12 protein-coding genes are annotated in these 15,267 nt (G+C 70.4%); 3 read left to right on the top strand and 9 right to left on the bottom strand.

Annotated features, from left to right (window positions below; all coding sequences use genetic code 11):
- Positions 1-90 precede the first annotated feature (90 nt).
- From JEQ17_RS10760 to JEQ17_RS10795, 8 genes are all read right to left on the bottom strand, one after another.
- Positions 91-1,110, bottom strand: coding sequence for a TIGR03842 family LLM class F420-dependent oxidoreductase (locus JEQ17_RS10760; protein WP_200395028.1), 1,020 nt, complete (start codon positions 1,108-1,110; stop codon positions 91-93).
- A gap of 18 nt (positions 1,111-1,128) precedes the next feature.
- On the bottom strand, positions 1,129-2,532 hold the full coding sequence (gene hydA, locus JEQ17_RS10765) for a dihydropyrimidinase (protein ID WP_200395029.1): 1,404 nt from the start codon (positions 2,530-2,532) through the stop codon (positions 1,129-1,131).
- A gap of 133 nt (positions 2,533-2,665) precedes the next feature.
- Positions 2,666-3,508 (bottom strand): nitrilase-related carbon-nitrogen hydrolase, encoded by an 843-nt coding sequence (locus JEQ17_RS10770; protein WP_200395030.1) that lies wholly within the window; start codon positions 3,506-3,508, stop codon positions 2,666-2,668.
- A 357-nt stretch (positions 3,509-3,865) separates the two neighbouring features.
- Positions 3,866-5,443 carry a PucR family transcriptional regulator gene (locus tag JEQ17_RS10775; protein ID WP_200395031.1) on the bottom strand — a complete coding sequence of 526 codons (1,578 nt, stop codon included), beginning with the start codon at positions 5,441-5,443 and terminating at the stop codon, positions 3,866-3,868.
- A gap of 104 nt (positions 5,444-5,547) precedes the next feature.
- Positions 5,548-6,873, bottom strand: a complete 1,326-nt coding sequence (locus tag JEQ17_RS10780) for an aspartate aminotransferase family protein (protein ID WP_234048147.1) — start codon at positions 6,871-6,873, stop codon at positions 5,548-5,550.
- Complete coding sequence (locus JEQ17_RS10785) at positions 6,870-7,712, bottom strand: nitrilase-related carbon-nitrogen hydrolase (RefSeq protein WP_200395032.1); 843 nt, start codon at positions 7,710-7,712, stop codon at positions 6,870-6,872. The genes JEQ17_RS10780 and JEQ17_RS10785 overlap by 4 nt, the downstream gene beginning before the upstream one ends.
- Positions 7,713-7,987: 275 nt before the next feature.
- Positions 7,988-9,562 (bottom strand): hypothetical protein, encoded by a 1,575-nt coding sequence (locus JEQ17_RS10790; RefSeq protein ID WP_200395033.1) that lies wholly within the window; start codon positions 9,560-9,562, stop codon positions 7,988-7,990.
- Between the two features lie 161 nt (positions 9,563-9,723).
- The gene (locus JEQ17_RS10795) at positions 9,724-9,975 is read right to left on the bottom strand and encodes a helix-turn-helix domain-containing protein (protein ID WP_143641016.1); all 252 of its coding nucleotides are present in this window, start codon (positions 9,973-9,975) and stop codon (positions 9,724-9,726) included.
- Between the two features lie 83 nt (positions 9,976-10,058).
- Between JEQ17_RS10795 and map the strand changes: the two genes are divergently transcribed.
- Positions 10,059-10,826, top strand: a complete 768-nt coding sequence (gene map / locus JEQ17_RS10800) for a type I methionyl aminopeptidase (RefSeq protein WP_200395034.1) — start codon at positions 10,059-10,061, stop codon at positions 10,824-10,826.
- 77 nt (positions 10,827-10,903) lie between these two features.
- Here map and ggt read toward each other — a convergent pair whose 3' ends face one another.
- Positions 10,904-12,712, bottom strand: coding sequence for a gamma-glutamyltransferase (ggt, locus tag JEQ17_RS10805; RefSeq protein WP_200395035.1), 1,809 nt, complete (start codon positions 12,710-12,712; stop codon positions 10,904-10,906).
- A gap of 104 nt (positions 12,713-12,816) precedes the next feature.
- Here ggt and JEQ17_RS10810 point away from each other — a divergent pair, with 104 nt between their 5' ends.
- Both JEQ17_RS10810 and JEQ17_RS10815 read left to right on the top strand, forming a co-directional pair.
- The gene (locus JEQ17_RS10810) at positions 12,817-13,566 is read left to right on the top strand and encodes a hypothetical protein (RefSeq protein WP_200395036.1); all 750 of its coding nucleotides are present in this window, start codon (positions 12,817-12,819) and stop codon (positions 13,564-13,566) included.
- A gap of 117 nt (positions 13,567-13,683) precedes the next feature.
- A complete protein-coding gene (locus JEQ17_RS10815; protein ID WP_200395037.1) occupies positions 13,684-15,252 on the top strand; it encodes a CocE/NonD family hydrolase in 1,569 nt (522 codons plus the stop codon).
- Positions 15,253-15,267: the final 15 nt, after the last annotated feature.

A 15,267-nucleotide genomic window follows, 5' to 3' on the forward strand; every position in this document is an offset into this window, starting at 1 on the left:
TGGAGCAGGATGGAGCGGGTGCCGTCAATGGTTGATGGATGGGTCGACCATCAACCACCGGGACGGGCCATCAACTGCCGAGACCCGCCATCAACCGTTGACAGCAGGAATGACCGTTGATCCATACGTCTCGATGACCGCCTCTTGAGCGTCATGCATGTCGTACAGGGCGAACTGGTCGACGCCCAGCTCGCGCAGCGCGTTCAGCTTCTCGATGTGCTTCTCGGCCGGGCCGATCAGACAGAACCGGTCGACGATCTCGTCGGGCACGAACTGGGTGTCGGGGTTGCCGCTGCGTCCGTGGTGCGAGTAGTCGTAGCCCTCACGGGACTTGATGTAGTCGGTGAGTTCGTCGGGTACGGCGGCGGAGTGCTCGCCGTACTTGGAGACGAGGTCGGCCACGTGGTTGCCGACCATCCCGCCGAACCAGCGGCACTGCTCACGCGCGTGGGCGAGCGCCTCGGGCGAGTCGTCCTCGGTGACATAGGCGGGCGCGGCGACACAGATCTTGACGTCGTCGGGGTTGCGTCCGGCCTCGACGGCCGCGGTCTTCACGGCCTTGACCATGTACTCGGTCAGGTAGAGGTCGGCGAGCTGGAGGATGAAGCCGTCGGCCTCCTCACCGGTCATCTTCAACGCCTTGGGGCCGTACGCGGCCATCCAGACCGGGAGTTCGGCGCCGGGCTTGATCCACGGGAACTTGACGACCGTGCCGCCGAGGTCCGCCTCGTCACCGCGTCCCAGCGCCCGGATGACCTTCATGGCCTCGCTGATCCGGGCGAGCGTGTTGGGCTTGCGGCCGGCCACGCGCATCGCCGAGTCGCCGCGTCCGATACCGCAGACCGTGCGGTTGCCGAACATGTCGTTGAGCGTGGCGAAGGTCGAGGCGGTGACCTCCCAGGTGCGGGTGCCCGGGTTCGTCACCATCGGGCCGACCTTCAGCTTCGTGGTGTTGGAGAGGATCTGGCTGTAGATCACGAACGGCTCCTGCCAGAGCACGGCGGAGTCGAACGTCCAGCCGTACGTGAAGCCGTTGCGCTCGGCCCGCTTCATCAGGCTGATGACGCGGGAGGCAGGTGGGTCGGTCTGCAGGACAAGTCCGAAGTCCATGGCGCCACTCCTAGTCGCTCAGAGAAGGTACTGACAGGTGGAGCGGGGGGTGTAGACGCCGTGCCCGGCGCGCCCGGTGAACTCCCGCTCGGTGATGACGAGTTCGCCCCGCGAGAGGACCGTCTCGACGCGTCCTGTGGTGCGCTTGCCCTCGTACGCCGAGTAGTCGACGTTCATGTGGTGCGTCTCGGCGGACATGATCTGCTCGGCGTGCGGGTCGTAGATGACGACGTCCGCGTCGGCGCCCGGCGCGATCGTGCCCTTCTTCGGGTACAGGCCGAACATCCGGGCCGGGGTGGCGCAGGCGATCTCGATCCAGCGGCGGCGCGAGATGTGTCCGTCGACGACGGCCTGGTGGAGCAGGTCCATGCGGTTCTCGACACCCGGGAGACCGTTGGGGATCTTCGAGAAGTCGCCGCGGCCCAGCTCCTTCTGGCCGACGAAGCAGAAGGGGCAGTGGTCGGTGGAGACGACCTGGAGGTCGTTGGTGCGCAGGCCCCGCCACAGGGCGGCCTGGTGCTCCTTGGGCCGCAGCGGCGTCGAGCACACGTACTTGGCGCCCTCGAAGTCGGGCTCCGCGAGGTTGTCGGTCGACAGGAACAGATACTGCGGGCAGGTCTCGCCGAAGACGTTCAGGCCCTCGTCGCGTGCGCGCGCCAGCTCGGCGACCGCCTGCTGCGCCGAGACGTGCACGACGTACAGCGGGGCTCCGGCGACCTGGGCGAGCTTGATGGCTCGGTGGGTGGCCTCGGCTTCGAGCAGCGCCTTGCGGACCTCGCCGTGATACCGCGGGTCGGTCTCGCCCCTGGCCAGCGCCTGCTCCACCAGCACGTCGATCGCGATGCCGTTCTCCGCGTGCATCATGATCAGGCCGCCGTTCTCGGCGGAGCGCTGCATGGCGCGCAGGATCTGGCCGTCGTCGCTGTAGAAGACGCCGGGGTAGGCCATGAACTGCTTGAAGGAGGTGACGCCCTCCTCGACCAGCAGGTCCATCTCCTTGAGCGTGTCCTGGTTCACGTCGGAGACGATCATGTGGAAGGCGTAGTCGATGGCGCACTTGCCGTCTGCCTTGGCGTTCCAGGCGTCGAGGCCCTCGCGCAGCGAGTGGCCGACGCTCTGCACCGCGAAGTCGACGATCGTGGTCGTGCCGCCCCAGGCCGCGGCCCGGGTGCCGGTCTCGAAGGAGTCGGAGGCGAAGGTGCCGCCGAACGGCAGCTCCATGTGGGTGTGGGCGTCGACGCCGCCCGGGATCACGTACTTCCCGGTGGCGTCGATGGTCCGCTCGGCCGTCCAGGCCTCGGCGGCGGGAGTGCCGCTCGCGGCGAGGGCGGCGATGCGGCCGTCCTCTACCAGGACGTCCGCGTGGAGTTCGTCCGACGCGGTGATCACTAGGCCACCGCGGATGACTGTACGGCTGCTCATGGTTTCCTCTCCTGTCGTGGGCACCCCGGTGGAATGCGGCCGTTGGGTACGTGCGGGTGCGTCGTGGCTGGTCGCGCAGTTCCCCGCGCCCCCAAGAAACCGGGGCGCGGGGAGCCCCCGACGTGATCCCCGGTCAGGGAGCCGTCAGCGGCTCGTACGCCTCCGGGCGGCGGTCGCGGTAGAACTGCCAGCGGTCGCGTACCGCGCGGAGCTTGGCCATGTCCAGGTCGCGGACGACGAGTTCGGTCTCCTTGTCGCTCGCCACCTCCCCGACGAACTGGGCCTCCGGGTCCACGAAGTACGAGGTGCCGTAGAAGTCGTTGGAGCCCAGCTCCTCCACGCCCACGCGGTTGATGGCGCCCACGAAGTACTCGTTGGCGACGGCCGCGGCCGGCTGCTCCAACTGCCAGAGGTAGGCGGACAGTCCGCGCGAGGTGGCCGATGGGTTGAAGACGATCTCGGCCCCGGCGAGACCCAGCGCGCGCCAGCCCTCCGGGAAGTGCCGGTCGTAGCAGATGTAGACACCGATCTTGCCGACCGCCGTGTCGAAGACGGGCCAACCCGCGTTGCCGGGCCGGAAGTAGAACTTCTCCCAGAAGCCCTCGACCTGCGGGATGTGGTGCTTGCGGTACTTGCCGAGGTACGAGCCGTCGGCGTCGATCACCGCCGCGGTGTTGTAGAGGACGCCGGGCTGCTCCTCCTCGTACATCGGCAGTACGAGGACGATGCCCAGTTCCCTGGCGAGCGCCTGGAAGCGCTGGACGATCGGGCCCTCGGGGATCTGTTCGGCGTACTCGTAGAACGCCTTGTCCTGGACCTGGCAGAAATAGGGCCCGTAGAACAGCTCCTGGAAGCACAGGACCTGAGCACCCTGTGCGGCCGCGTCGCGGGCCGCCTGCTCGTGGACCTGGATCATCGATTCCTTGTCGCCCGTCCACGCGGTCTGGAAGACGGCGGCGCGAATCACTCTGCTCATCGGGACCTCCGGTCGCTCGGTGTGCTGGGGCGGGCGTCGGAAGTGCCGTCGTCCGCCCGGAGGGCGGGCCCTGCGGCGTCCGGTGCGTGCTCTCGGCGTGCCGGGCGCAAGTCCTCGTACTGGACGTACTTGGGCTTGTGCCCGGTGCGGCGAGAGTGCGTGCCGGGCGTCGTAGGGCAGACGGAACTTCCGACGCCCGCCCCAGGAGCCTAGGAAGTCCGGAAGTCCTCTTTGAGTTGCAGCGTGTCACGTCTGAGGGCGTGTGGCGTTCCACGGTGTCACCCTTGCGAAGGCCCATGTTTCACCGCCGTTTTCCCAGGTCTTCCCATGTTTCGGAGCTGTTGCGCGTCGAGATTCTCAGCCTTGTTGCGCGTCGTGCGCGAGGAGGGCGATGTGCACGGAGGCCGCCTGCTCGAAGTCGTCGAGGTCGACCCGCAGCCGCGCCTCTATCGCCTCCAGCCGCCGGTACAGCGCGGGCCGCGAGACATGGTGGAGCTGTGCGGTGCGCGACTTGTTGCGGCCGGTGGCGAGATACGTCCGCAGCACCGGCAGCAGTTCCGACTCCGCGTCCGCCCCGCACAGCAGCCCGTCCAGCTCCCGCTCGGCGAACGACTGGACGTGCGGATCGTCCCGCAGCAGCCGGACCAGCCCGCGCAGATGTACGTCCCGCAGCCGCACCACGACCGGCAGATCGAGTCCGGCGGGGCTCTCGGCGACGGCGTCGGCCACGTGCCGGGCCTCGCGCAGCCCCGCGGGCACGTCGTCCCACCCGGTCCGCGCGTCGGCCGCCGCGACGACGACCGCCTTGCCGCCGTCCGCGGCGCCGGCACCGGACTCCGTACGCAGCCGGGTGGCGAAGTGGGCGGCGAGGGCCTCGGCGTCCTGGTCCCTGGCCAGGCTCAGCAGTACGGCGATGACCCCGTCGGCCAGCTCGGCGACGAGCCCGGGCAGCCCCAACAGACGCAGTACGCGGTCGAGTTGGGCCGCCTCCGTGTCCCGTACGACCAGGGGCACGAACGTCCGGCGGTTGACCGGCAGTCCGGCCGCCCGGGCCCGGGGCAGCAGTTGGCGGGCCGGTACGACTCCGGAGACGAGGTCCGTGAGCAGGCTCTCGGCGGACTGCTCCTCCCAGGAGTGCACGGTGCCGCCGAGCATGCGGTGCAGGACCAGTGCCTCGGCCCCGCGGTCGGCGAGCAGCCGTCCGGTGGCGGCGTCGCCGCGGTAGCCGCACAGCACGATGCGGCCCCAGCGCTCGCCGCGTCCGCCCAGTTCGGCACGGACCCAGCCGTCGCCCTCACTGCCGCCGGCCTGCCGCGCGATGCGCTCCCAGTCGCGCAGCACGTCGTCGACCGCGGACCGCTCCCCCGCCGTGGCGAGGACACGGTGGGCGAGGTTGGTGACGACGACGGGGCACGCGCTGTGCGAGGCGATCTCGTCGAGCATCCGCTGCAGCGGGGCACCCGCCGTGATGAGCCCGGTCAGCGCGGTCCGGACGGACTCCGACAGGCTGACGGCGGCGAACTTCCGCCGTACGAGCCGGGACTGGACCTCTTCGGTCAACTCCGCGAAGGGGAACGGGCGGTGCAGGACCACCATCGGCAGCCCGCACCGCTCGGCCGCCCTGCGCATCACCTCGGGCGGGGTCGGGAAGGCCCGGCCGAGTCCGAGGACGACGGCCGAGGCCTCCGCGCGGTGCAGGGAGCGGATGTACTCGGCCTGGGCCTCCGGGTCGCCCGCGAGCAGCACCCCGGTGGTGAGGACCATCTCGCCGCCGCTGAGCATCACGCCGACGTCGGCCGCCTCGGCGACGTGCACCCAGCGCACAGGCCGGTCGAGCTGGCTCGCGCCGGCCACCACCTCGGGTTCCCCGGCGAGCACCCGCTCCAGGGCGAGGACCTGACGGACCGACAGGGCGGGTTCCAAGGCGGTGGTCATGCGGCGAACCTTCAATCTTGCGTTGCTGAACGCTCCTCGGAACCGGCCGCTCCCCGGAACTGACGACTCGTCAGAGTCGAGTGCCGCAGGGAACCGAGTGCTGCTCAGACCTGAGTGCTCCGCAGAGCGCGCTCCAGGATCGCGGCGCCCTCCTCGGCCTCCGCGACGGTGAGCGACAGCGGTGGGGCGATGCGCAGGACGCTGGTGTTGTGCCCGCCGCCCTTGCCGATCAACAGCCCTCCCTCGCGGGCCGCTTCGAGCACGGCGGCGGCCGCGTCCGGGTCGGCCTGGTCGGTGCCGGGCCTCACCAGCTCGATGCCGATCATGAGACCACGTCCCCGGACCTCGCGTACGCCCGGCAGTTGCGCCGCGACGGCCCGCAGCCGCTCGATGAGCAGGCCGCCGACGCGGCGGGCGTTGCCCTGGAGGTCGTGCTCCAGGAGGTACGTGAGGTTGGCGAGGCCCGCGGCCATGGTGATCTGGGTGCCGCCGAACGTCGAGATGGAGTTGGAGTCCAGGCAGTTCATGACCTCGGCGCGGGCCACGACACCGCCGATGGACATGCCGTTGCCGATGCCCTTGGCGAAGGTCAGCATGTCCGGCGGACCGTTCTGGCCGTGCGCCTGCCAGCCCCAGAAGTTGTCGCCGGTCCTGCCCCAGCCGGTCTGCACCTCGTCGGCGATCCAGAGGATGCCGCGCTCCTGGAGGACCTCGCGGAACGCCGCGTACAGGCCGTCCGGCGGTGCGGTGAAGCCGCCGACGCCCTGGATGGGTTCGGCGATCAGGGCCGCGGGCGGGCGGACGTGGCCGAGCAGGTCCTCCAGGTCGGCGACGCAGGCCGCGATGAAGCCGGCGTCGTCGAGATCGGCGTACGGGCCGCGGCTGCGGACGCCGCCGTGCACGTAGAGCGTCTGGAGGGGCGAGAGGCTGGTCGGTGACCAGCCCTTGTTGCCGGTGATGCCGACCGCGGTGAACGAACGGCCGTGGTAGCTGTTGCGCATCGCCAGGATCTGGTTGCTGCGGCGGTACGCGGTGGCCAGGAGCAGGGCCGTGTCGTTGGCCTCCGTGCCCGAGGTCGTGAAGAACACGCGCGCGTCCGGGATGCCCGACAGCTTGGCGATCCGCTCGGCCAGGTCGACCATCGGCCGGTTGAGGTACAGCGTGGAGGAGTGGATGATCCGGCCGGCCTGCTCGCTGACGGCCTTCGTCACCTCGGGCAGGGCGTGCGCGGTCATCGTGGTGAGGATGCCGCCGAAGAAGTCGAGGTACTTGTTGCCCTCGGCGTCCCAGACGTGGCGGCCCTCGCCGTGGGTGAGCTCGATGGGGTCGGCGTAGTAGACGGCGAGCCAGTCGGGGAGGACGGACCGGTGGCGCTGGTACAGGTGCTTGGCCGAACCGTGGGCCGGGCCCTGGGGTGCGTCTGTCGTCACGGCTGCACCAGCCCTTCGTAGGCGTCAGGGCGGCGGTCACGGTAGAAGGCCCACTGCTGGCGGACCTCCTCGATCAGGTCGAAGTCGAGGTCGCGGACGACAAGTTCCTCGCTCTTGTCGCTCGCGGTCTCCCCGACGAACTGGCCGCGCGGGTCGACGAAGTACGACGTCCCGTAGAAGTCGTTGTCCCCGTACTCCTCCTCGCCGACACGGTTGATCGCGGCGATGTAGTACTCGTTGGCGACGGCCGCCGCGGGCTGCTCCAGCTGCCAGAGGTACGAGGACAGACCGCGGGAGGTCGCCGACGGGTTGTAGACGAGCTGCGCGCCGTTCAGGCCGAGCTGGCGCCAGCCCTCCGGGAAGTGCCGGTCGTAGCAGATGTAGACGCCGACCTTGCCGACCGCGGTGTCGAAGACCGGCCAGCCGAGGTTGCCCGGTTTGAAGTAGTACTTCTCCCAGAAGCCCTTGACCTGGGGGATGTGGTGCTTGCGGTACTTGCCGAGGTAGGTGCCGTCGGCGTCGATCACCGCGGCCGTGTTGAAGTAGAAGCCGGACTGTTCGACCTCGAAGACCGGGACCACGACGACCATGCCGGTCTCGCGGGCGAGCTCCTGCATACGGGTGACGGTGGGGCCGTCCGGCACCGGTTCCGCCCAGCGGTAGTGCTCCGGCTCCTGGACCTGGCAGAAGTAGGGGGCGTTGAAGACTTCCTGGAATCCGATGATCTTCGCACCCTGACGGGCCGCCTCGCGGGCGTGCTCCTCGTGCTTGGCGACCATGGATGCGGTGTCGCCGGTCCAGGTGGCCTGGACCAGAGCGGCGCGTACGACGTTGGCCATGAGCTGCTCCTTCGACGGGACGTCAGAGAGCTTCTACGCCCGTAGATGATGGGCGTAGAGCCCCGAAAGTAAGCGGAGGCGCTGCGCTGGGCAAGACCATCGTCGTTAACCGGCTGAGTCGATCTTGTTTCCTACCCCTGTGGGTTAGCCTCCGGCGGTTCGGGGCGCCTTCCCGGGTGGGTGGTGCGGATCGTGGGCGGGTGCGGGTCGTGGTGGGCCGGTCGCGCAGTTCCCCGCGCCCCTTCGTAGGTGGCCCCAGCTGCGATCACGTGCCGTCAGGCTGTGTAGCCCGCCACCCTCAGGGCGTGGATCAGGTCCCAGTGGCGTTGTTGGGAGACGTGGCGGGCCGCTTCGAGGAGGAGGGGGATGAGGCGGGGCGGGTCCGTCTCGACGCTGCGGGCGGCCTCTTCGGGGGTGCGGATGCGGACGTACGCGTCGAGGAGGGCTCGGACCTCGCGGTGGCGTTCCTCCCCGACCAGGCCCAGTACGGCCTCGCCTATTTCCGGGGCGGGGCGCACTACGCCCTGGCGGAGCATCTGGTCGCCGTCCGCGGTGCGGCCCGCCACCGCGAGCGCGTCGGCGGCGGCGACCAGGCGGTCGGCGGGCAGGGAGGCGGCCTCCCAGAGGAGGGTGGCCCAGTCGGCGCCCAGGCCCGCGCGGTGGAGCTCGGCGGCGAGGAGCGGGAATCGGGCGGCGGGCCAGTACGCGGCCTCGACCAGTACGGCGTGCGCCTCGCCGCTGTGACCCTCGCGGCGCAGCCGGACGAGTCGCTCGACGGTCTGGACGGTGGTCCGGCGCGCCTCGTCGTCCAGGGGCTCACGCCGCTGCTTCGGCCGCGCGGGCTCCTCTGCGGCTCCGGCGAAGCGCGCCCCGCGCAGTGTGCGGTCCGCGGCGGGCGGCACGGGCATGGCCGGTACGGCGGCCTCCGCGGCGTCCTCTTCCATCATCCCGGCGAACCGGGCGCTCCCGCGCGCACGGCGCTTCGAGCGCTGTTTGGGGGCGCGGGCCTTGGAGGGCTCGGGAGGCGCGGGGGCCTCCTCCTGGGCGGCGGCGGGGTGTGGGTCGGCCTCGGGAGCCGGTGCCGGTGCCGTGGCCTGCCAGGCGCTCTGTTCGGCCGCCTGTCTGGCGGCCTGTCCGGCGGCCCGGTCCGCGGACGCGTCGCGCCAGAGGTCCGGCCAGTCGTCCTCGTCCGGCGCGGGGCGCTGCGGGCCTCCGCGTCCCGTGGCGGGCCCGCCGGTCCCGACATCGCTGCGGTCATTCCCGGGCTCCTCGTCCCAGAAGACGTCGGTGCCGATTTCGCCGGGCGGGATGGTCAGTGCCCCCTGCGCCCGGCCGGCGACCGCACGTCGGTCCAACTCGTCCATGCGGGAGCGGAGTTCGGCGCAGCGGGCCGTCGCGCGGTCGTGGTCGTCGCGGGCCCAGGCCAGGTCGATGCGGAGGGACTCGGCCTCTTCGCGGTCGGTGGCCGTACGGAGTGAGCGGCCGACTTCCGAGAGCCGTTCGGCGGCGTAGCGCTGTTCGCGGAGCATGACGTCGAGGCGGTCGCCGAGGGCGTCGCGGCCACCGGGCCGTGCGTCGTACGCGGCGAGCGACGCGCCGTGCAGCGCCCGCGCCCGGTCGGACTCCTGGGCGGCGGCCCGGTCGCCGAACTCCGCGGCGACATCCTGGAGGAGCGCCTGCACGACGTCCCAGGGCGGCACCTCGGAGCCGTCGAGACAGGCCCGCATCCCCTCGGGGTCGCGCTGCCAGAACACGCCGCACCAGCCGGCGCCCTGGTCGAGCCGGGACAGCAGGCCATTGAGATATTGCGCGAACTCCCGCACCTGGCCCGGGAGTTGTTCCACCGCCATTGCCTTCACCCCACGCCAGACTGGAGTACTCCGGTTCGTTAGAAAACACCGTTCGTGTTACGGAATGGCTACAACGAGTTTTCGACCCGGACGCAGAGTGCGGTTACTGACCCGGAACGTGACGTGAGGAGCCCCGGACATGACGGGGTGTCACCCGCACATCAGGCCGGGGCGAGTGCACAACTGCCCGCGATCTCGTCCATCGAGAGGCCGAGCACCCGCGCCAGCGCCGCCACCGTGAAGAAGGCCGGGGTCGGCGCACGGCCGGTCTCGATCTTGCGGAGGGTCTCGGCGGAGATGCCCGCGCTCGCGGCGATCTCCACCATGCTGCGGCCGCCGCGGGCCTCGCGCAGCAGCTTGCCGAGCCGCTCGCCGCGTTCGTGCTCTTCGGGGGTCAGCGGGGTTCGCACCATGCGCCCACCCTAGTACCGGCGACCGTTATTCGAATAGGCGGGCGGGGGCCATCGCGCAGACCTCGACCGGTATAGTAATTGGCATGGTGGAACTGAAGACGGACACGTCCATCGACGCGATGTACGAAGCGGGCCAGGTCGTGGCCCGCGCCCTCACGGCGGTGCGGGAGGCCGCCGGCGTGGGCGTCTCGCTCCTGGAGCTGGACGAGATCGCGCACCAGGTCCTGCGGGACGCTGGCGCGGGCTCCCCCTTCCTCGGCTATCGGCCCTCGTTCGCGCCCGTGCCCTTCCCGGCCGTCATCTGCGCCTCCGTGAACGACGCGATCGTGCACGGCATCCCGACCGGCTACCGGCTGCGCGACGGCGACCTGGTCTCGATCGACTTCGGCGCCGAGCTCGGCGGCTGGGTGGGCGACTCGGCGATCAGCTTCGTCGTCGGCACACCGCGCCCCGCCGACCTGCACCTCGTCGAGACCGCCGAGCGGGCCCTCGCGGCAGGCATAGAGGCGGCCGTCGTCGGCAACCGCATCGGCGACATCGCGCACGCGATCGGCACGGTGTGCCGCTCGGCGGGGTACGGCATTCCGGACGGCTTCGGCGGCCACGGCATAGGCCGCCGGATGCACGAGGACCCGCCCGTCCCGAACGAGGGGCGGCCCGGCCGCGGCCTGCCGCTGCGGCACGGCATGGCCCTCGCCATCGAGCCGATGCTCATCGCCGGCGGCACCGACGAGTACCACGCCGCCGCCGACGGCTGGACCCTCCGCACGAACGACGGCACCCGGGCGGCCCACGCGGAGCACACGGTGGCCATCACGGACGCGGGGCCGCGCATCCTGACGGCCCGCTGACCGACTGACCCGCCGGCCCCGCTGCCGACCTCCTGCCGCCCTCTCGCCGAGCTCTCACGGATGCGACGGCCCGCTGCCTACGGCGCCGGTCGCACCACCATCGCCGACCCGCCGCCCCGGCGTACGGTCTCGGCCGCCGCCAGCCACTTGCCGTTCGGGAGGCGTTGGACGCCGGTCGCCGCGCCGATCTCCGGGTTCTGCCGGAAGCCGTGCCCCAGCGACTCCAACTGGGTCCTCAACCCGCTGTTCCACAAGCCCGGTTCGAGCTCGGTGGTCGTCTGGTTGCGCTGGCTGGCACGCGGGGCGGCGATCGCGTCGACGAGCGGGAGGCCCCGGTCGACGAGCCCGGTCAGCGTCTGCAGGACCGTCGTGACGATGGTCGCGCCGCCGGGCGAGCCCAGCGCCACCACCGGCTTGGCGTGAGCGTCGAGGACGATCGTCGGCGAGATCGACGAGCGCGGGCGCTTGCCAGGACCGGGCAGGTTCGGGTCGTGCACGTCCGGGCTCGCGGGTGCGAAGGAGAAGTCCGTCAGCTCGTTGTTGAGGATGAAGCCGCGGTCGGGCACGGTGATCCCGCTGCCGCCGGTCTGCTCGATGGTGAGGGTGTACGCGACGACGTTGCCCCACTTGTCGGCCGCCGTCAGATGGGTCGTGTTCTCGCCCTCGTACGTCGTCGGCGCGGCCGTGCCACCGGCCGCGCAGGCCGCCGGATCACGCGGATCGCCGGGCGCCAGCGGACTCGTCAGCACCGCGTCGTCCTTGATGAGGCACTCGCGCGAGTCGGCGTACTTCTGCGAGAGGAGTTCCTTCGTCGGTACGTCCTCGAAGGCCGGGTCGCCCACCCAGCGCCCCCGGTCCGCGAAGGCGATCCGGCTCGCCTCGATGAAGCGGTGCAGGTACTGGACGTCCGTGGCCTTCGAAAGGTCGGTGTTCTCAAGGATGTTGAGGGCTTCACCGACCGTGGTGCCACCGGAGGACGAGGGCGCGATCGAGTACACGTTCAGTCCGCGGTACGAGGTCCTCGTGGGCGCCTGCCCCTTCGCCTCGTACTTCGCCAGGTCCTTCAGGGACAGCTCGCCGGGGCGCGCGTTGTATCCCGAACCCGGGTCCACCGGCGGCTTGTTCACGGTGGCGACGATGTCCTTGGCCAGCTGCCCGCGATAGAGCGCGCCGACGCCCTTGCGGCCCAACTCCTCGTACGTACGGGCCAGATCGGGGTTCTTGAACGTCGAGCCGACCACCGGCAGCGCACCGCCCGGCAGGAACAGCTCGGCCGTGTCGGGGAAGTTGCGGAACCGCGCCTCGTTTGACTGGGTCTGCGAGCGGAACGTGGCGTCGACGGTGAACCCGTCGCGCGCGAGCCGCTCCGCGGGCTTCAGCAGCGATCCGAGCCGCTTGCTGCCCCAGCTGTCCAGCGCCTTCTGCCAGGTGGCGGGTGTCCCGGGCGTGCCCACACCCAGACCACTGGTCACGGCATCGGCGAACGGGATCGGCCGGCCGTTCTCCAGAAAAAGCCCCGAGTCGGCCGTCAGGGGCGCCGTCTCACGGCCGTCGATCGTCCGCACCGTACGGGACTTGGCGTCGTAGTAGACGAAATATCCGCCCCCGCCGATACCGGACGAGTACGGCTCGGTGACGCCGAGCGCTGCCGCCGTGGCGACGGCCGCGTCCACCGCGTTGCCGCCCTTGCGGAGGATCTCGATTCCGGCGGCCGAGGCGTCCGCGTCCACGCTCGAGACGGCCCCGCCGTACCCGACGGCGACCGGCACCTTCTCGGCCGGACCCGAGCCCCCGGAAGACCCTGAAGAGGGCGGTGCGGCCCCCACAGACATCACCGCGGCCGAAACCGCCACCACAGCCAGACTCCGCGCGACCGAGCACCCCATCCGTACCTCCAGTAAACGACCGTCTGCGCAGCGTAACTTCCTCGGCATGGCCGCGTCAGGTCCCTCTCGAACACCGGTACAGGTGCCCGCTAGCATGCGCGCCCATGAATGACGACGTGCGCAACATCGTCCTCGGCGTGGTCGCGGCCGGCCTCAGCGCCGCGCTGGGCTGGCTCGCCCGTACGTACCTGTGGAAGCGCAAGCTGCGCCGCAAGCAGGCCTTCTTCGGCCTGCCCGACAACTCCGAGTCGCTCCTGGTGGTCAACCGCGAGGCCGGCGGCCCGGAACTGTCGGTGATGCGCCATGACGTCTTCGCGCTGCTCGAACTCTCCGCCCTGATCAAGGACTGCGGGGCCCACGCCCAGGTGATCGCGCACGACGCGGCGCAGCAGGGCTTCGGGGAGCGCACGGAGTTCTGCGTGGGCGGGCCGTCCTCGAACCGGCGCATGGCCGCGCATCTGCACTCGCTGCTGCCGGGCATCCGCGTCAACGTCGACCCCGAACCGGGCCCGGACCGCGGCGCGTTCCAGATAGGCAGCGAGCGCTACCGGCTGGAGCCCGGCAAGGGCGAGTACGTGATCCTCGCCCGGCTCACGGCGGGCAACACGGCACGGCCCGTCTTCCTCTTCTGCGGCCAGCGCGCGATCACCAACCAGGCCGCGACCCGTTATGTCGCCCGCAACCACGAACGACTGGCCCGCAAACACGGCAACAACTCGTTCGTGATCCTCCTGAAGGTCGTGAACTCCCAGGCGTACGGGCCGGATGTCGTCGAACTGGTCGCGGACGTCACTCGCGCCTCACAGACCCCACTGCCTGCGGTTCCCGCACGGAGCACCCACCGCGCCTCCTAGGTTCCAACACATTTCAACAATCGTTACTCGCGCGTAACTTACCGACGGGTTACCTACGGTAAGGCGGCGAGGTTACCGTCGGGTCACTTTGGCACTTACACGTGTGAGGAGTGACCTGTGGGACACCCGCGCAAGGCTCTGCGTACCACCGCCGTAGGTGTCGTCTCGGCGACCTTGATCGCCGGCACGGCTCTCGGGATCGCCCCGGCCGCACAGGCGGCGCCCGCCGCTGTCCGGTTCGTCGACATCACCGGGGACGGCGGCACCGTCCTCAAGGCCAACGTCGTCATGCCCGCGAACGCCGATACCACCCGCGCCTACCCGCTCATCGTGCTGCCCACGAGCTGGGGCCTGCCCCAGGTCGAGTATCTCGCCCAGGCCCAGAAACTCGCCGACTCCGGCTATGTCGTGGTCAGTTACAACGTCCGCGGGTTCTGGCAGTCGGGCGGAGAGATAGAAGTAGCGGGTCCACCCGACATAGCCGACGCCTCCAAGGTCATCGACTGGGCCCTCGCCAACACCCCGTCCGACGCCCGGAACATCGGCATGGCGGGCGTCTCGTACGGCGCCGGCATCAGCCTGCTCGCCGCCGCGCACGACAAGCGCGTCAAGGCCGTCGCGTCCCTCAGCGGCTGGGCCGACCTCATCGACTCGATCTACTCGGGCCGCACCCAGCACGCCCAGGCGGCCGCCCTGCTGAACGGCGCCGGGCAGATCACCGGCCGCCCCAGCGCCGAACTCCAGCAGATCTTCAAGGACTTCTTCGCGTCCGACCTCTCCAAGGAGCAGGAGCTGATCGCCTGGGGGAAGAAACGTTCACCCTCGACGTACGTCGACCGGCTCAACAAGAACGGCGCGGCGATCCTGCTCGCCAACGGCTGGGGCGACACGATCTTCCCGCCCAACCAATACGCCGAGTTCTACGAGCAGTTGACCGGCCCGAAGCGGCTGGAGTACCGGCCGGGCGACCACGCCACCGCCGAGGTGACCGGCCTCTTCGGGCTCCCGAACGACGTGTGGACGGACACGAGCCGCTGGTTCGACCACTACCTCAAGGGCGTGGACAACGGCATCGACCGCGAGCAGCCGGTCCAGCTCAAGTCCCGTTCCACCGGCGGCTACGAGGGCTACCCGGACTGGAAGTCGGTCGGTGCGACGCGCAAGAAGATCGCCCTCGCCGGCTCCACCACCATCCGCGCGAACGTCAACTCGGGGGCGGACGGCGGGATCATCTTCCTCTCCAGCATCCTCGACCAGCTTGCACAGCTGCCGCCGGTGGCGTCGATCCCGCTGCTGCCACGCCGGTACGCGGCGGTCTGGCAGTCGGAGAGGTCCGCGAGCGCCCAACGGGTGCGCGGCACCACGAAATTGCACACAACCCTCACGAGTACCAAGGAGAGCGGCACCCTCGTCGCGTACCTCTACGACGTGGGCCCGCTCGGCCTCGGCAAGCTGGTCAGCAACGCGCCGTACACCTTCCACGGGCAGACGCCCGGCAAGCCGTTCGGCGTCGACCTGGAGTTGTTCTCCACGGCCTACGACGTCCCGGCAGGGCATCGACTCGCCCTGGTGGTCGACACGGTGGACCCGCTCTACATCGAGCACAACCCGACCGGCGCGCAGCTGACCTTCTCCTCGCCCGCGGCCGACCCGTCGTACGTGTCGGTACCGCTGCGCGAGCAGTGATCTCCGGCTGCTGCC

The sequence above is a fragment of the Streptomyces liliifuscus genome, from assembly GCF_016598615.1.
GTDB classification, from domain to species: Bacteria; Actinomycetota; Actinomycetes; order Streptomycetales; family Streptomycetaceae; genus Streptomyces; species Streptomyces liliifuscus.

Coding starts and splice junctions, on each gene's coding strand:
- hydA (WP_200395029.1), bottom strand. CDS start 2,532: ATGAGCAGCCGTACAGTCATCCGCGGTGGCCTAGTGATCACCGCGTCG.
- JEQ17_RS10810 (WP_200395036.1), top strand. CDS start 12,817: ATGAATGACGACGTGCGCAACATCGTCCTCGGCGTGGTCGCGGCCGGC.
- JEQ17_RS10760 (WP_200395028.1), bottom strand. CDS start 1,110: ATGGACTTCGGACTTGTCCTGCAGACCGACCCACCTGCCTCCCGCGTC.
- JEQ17_RS10795 (WP_143641016.1), bottom strand. CDS start 9,975: ATGGTGCGAACCCCGCTGACCCCCGAAGAGCACGAACGCGGCGAGCGG.
- ggt (WP_200395035.1), bottom strand. CDS start 12,712: ATGGGGTGCTCGGTCGCGCGGAGTCTGGCTGTGGTGGCGGTTTCGGCC.
- JEQ17_RS10770 (WP_200395030.1), bottom strand. CDS start 3,508: ATGAGCAGAGTGATTCGCGCCGCCGTCTTCCAGACCGCGTGGACGGGC.
- JEQ17_RS10775 (WP_200395031.1), bottom strand. CDS start 5,443: ATGACCACCGCCTTGGAACCCGCCCTGTCGGTCCGTCAGGTCCTCGCC.
- map (WP_200395034.1), top strand. CDS start 10,059: ATGGTGGAACTGAAGACGGACACGTCCATCGACGCGATGTACGAAGCG.
- JEQ17_RS10785 (WP_200395032.1), bottom strand. CDS start 7,712: ATGGCCAACGTCGTACGCGCCGCTCTGGTCCAGGCCACCTGGACCGGC.
- JEQ17_RS10790 (WP_200395033.1), bottom strand. CDS start 9,562: ATGGCGGTGGAACAACTCCCGGGCCAGGTGCGGGAGTTCGCGCAATAT.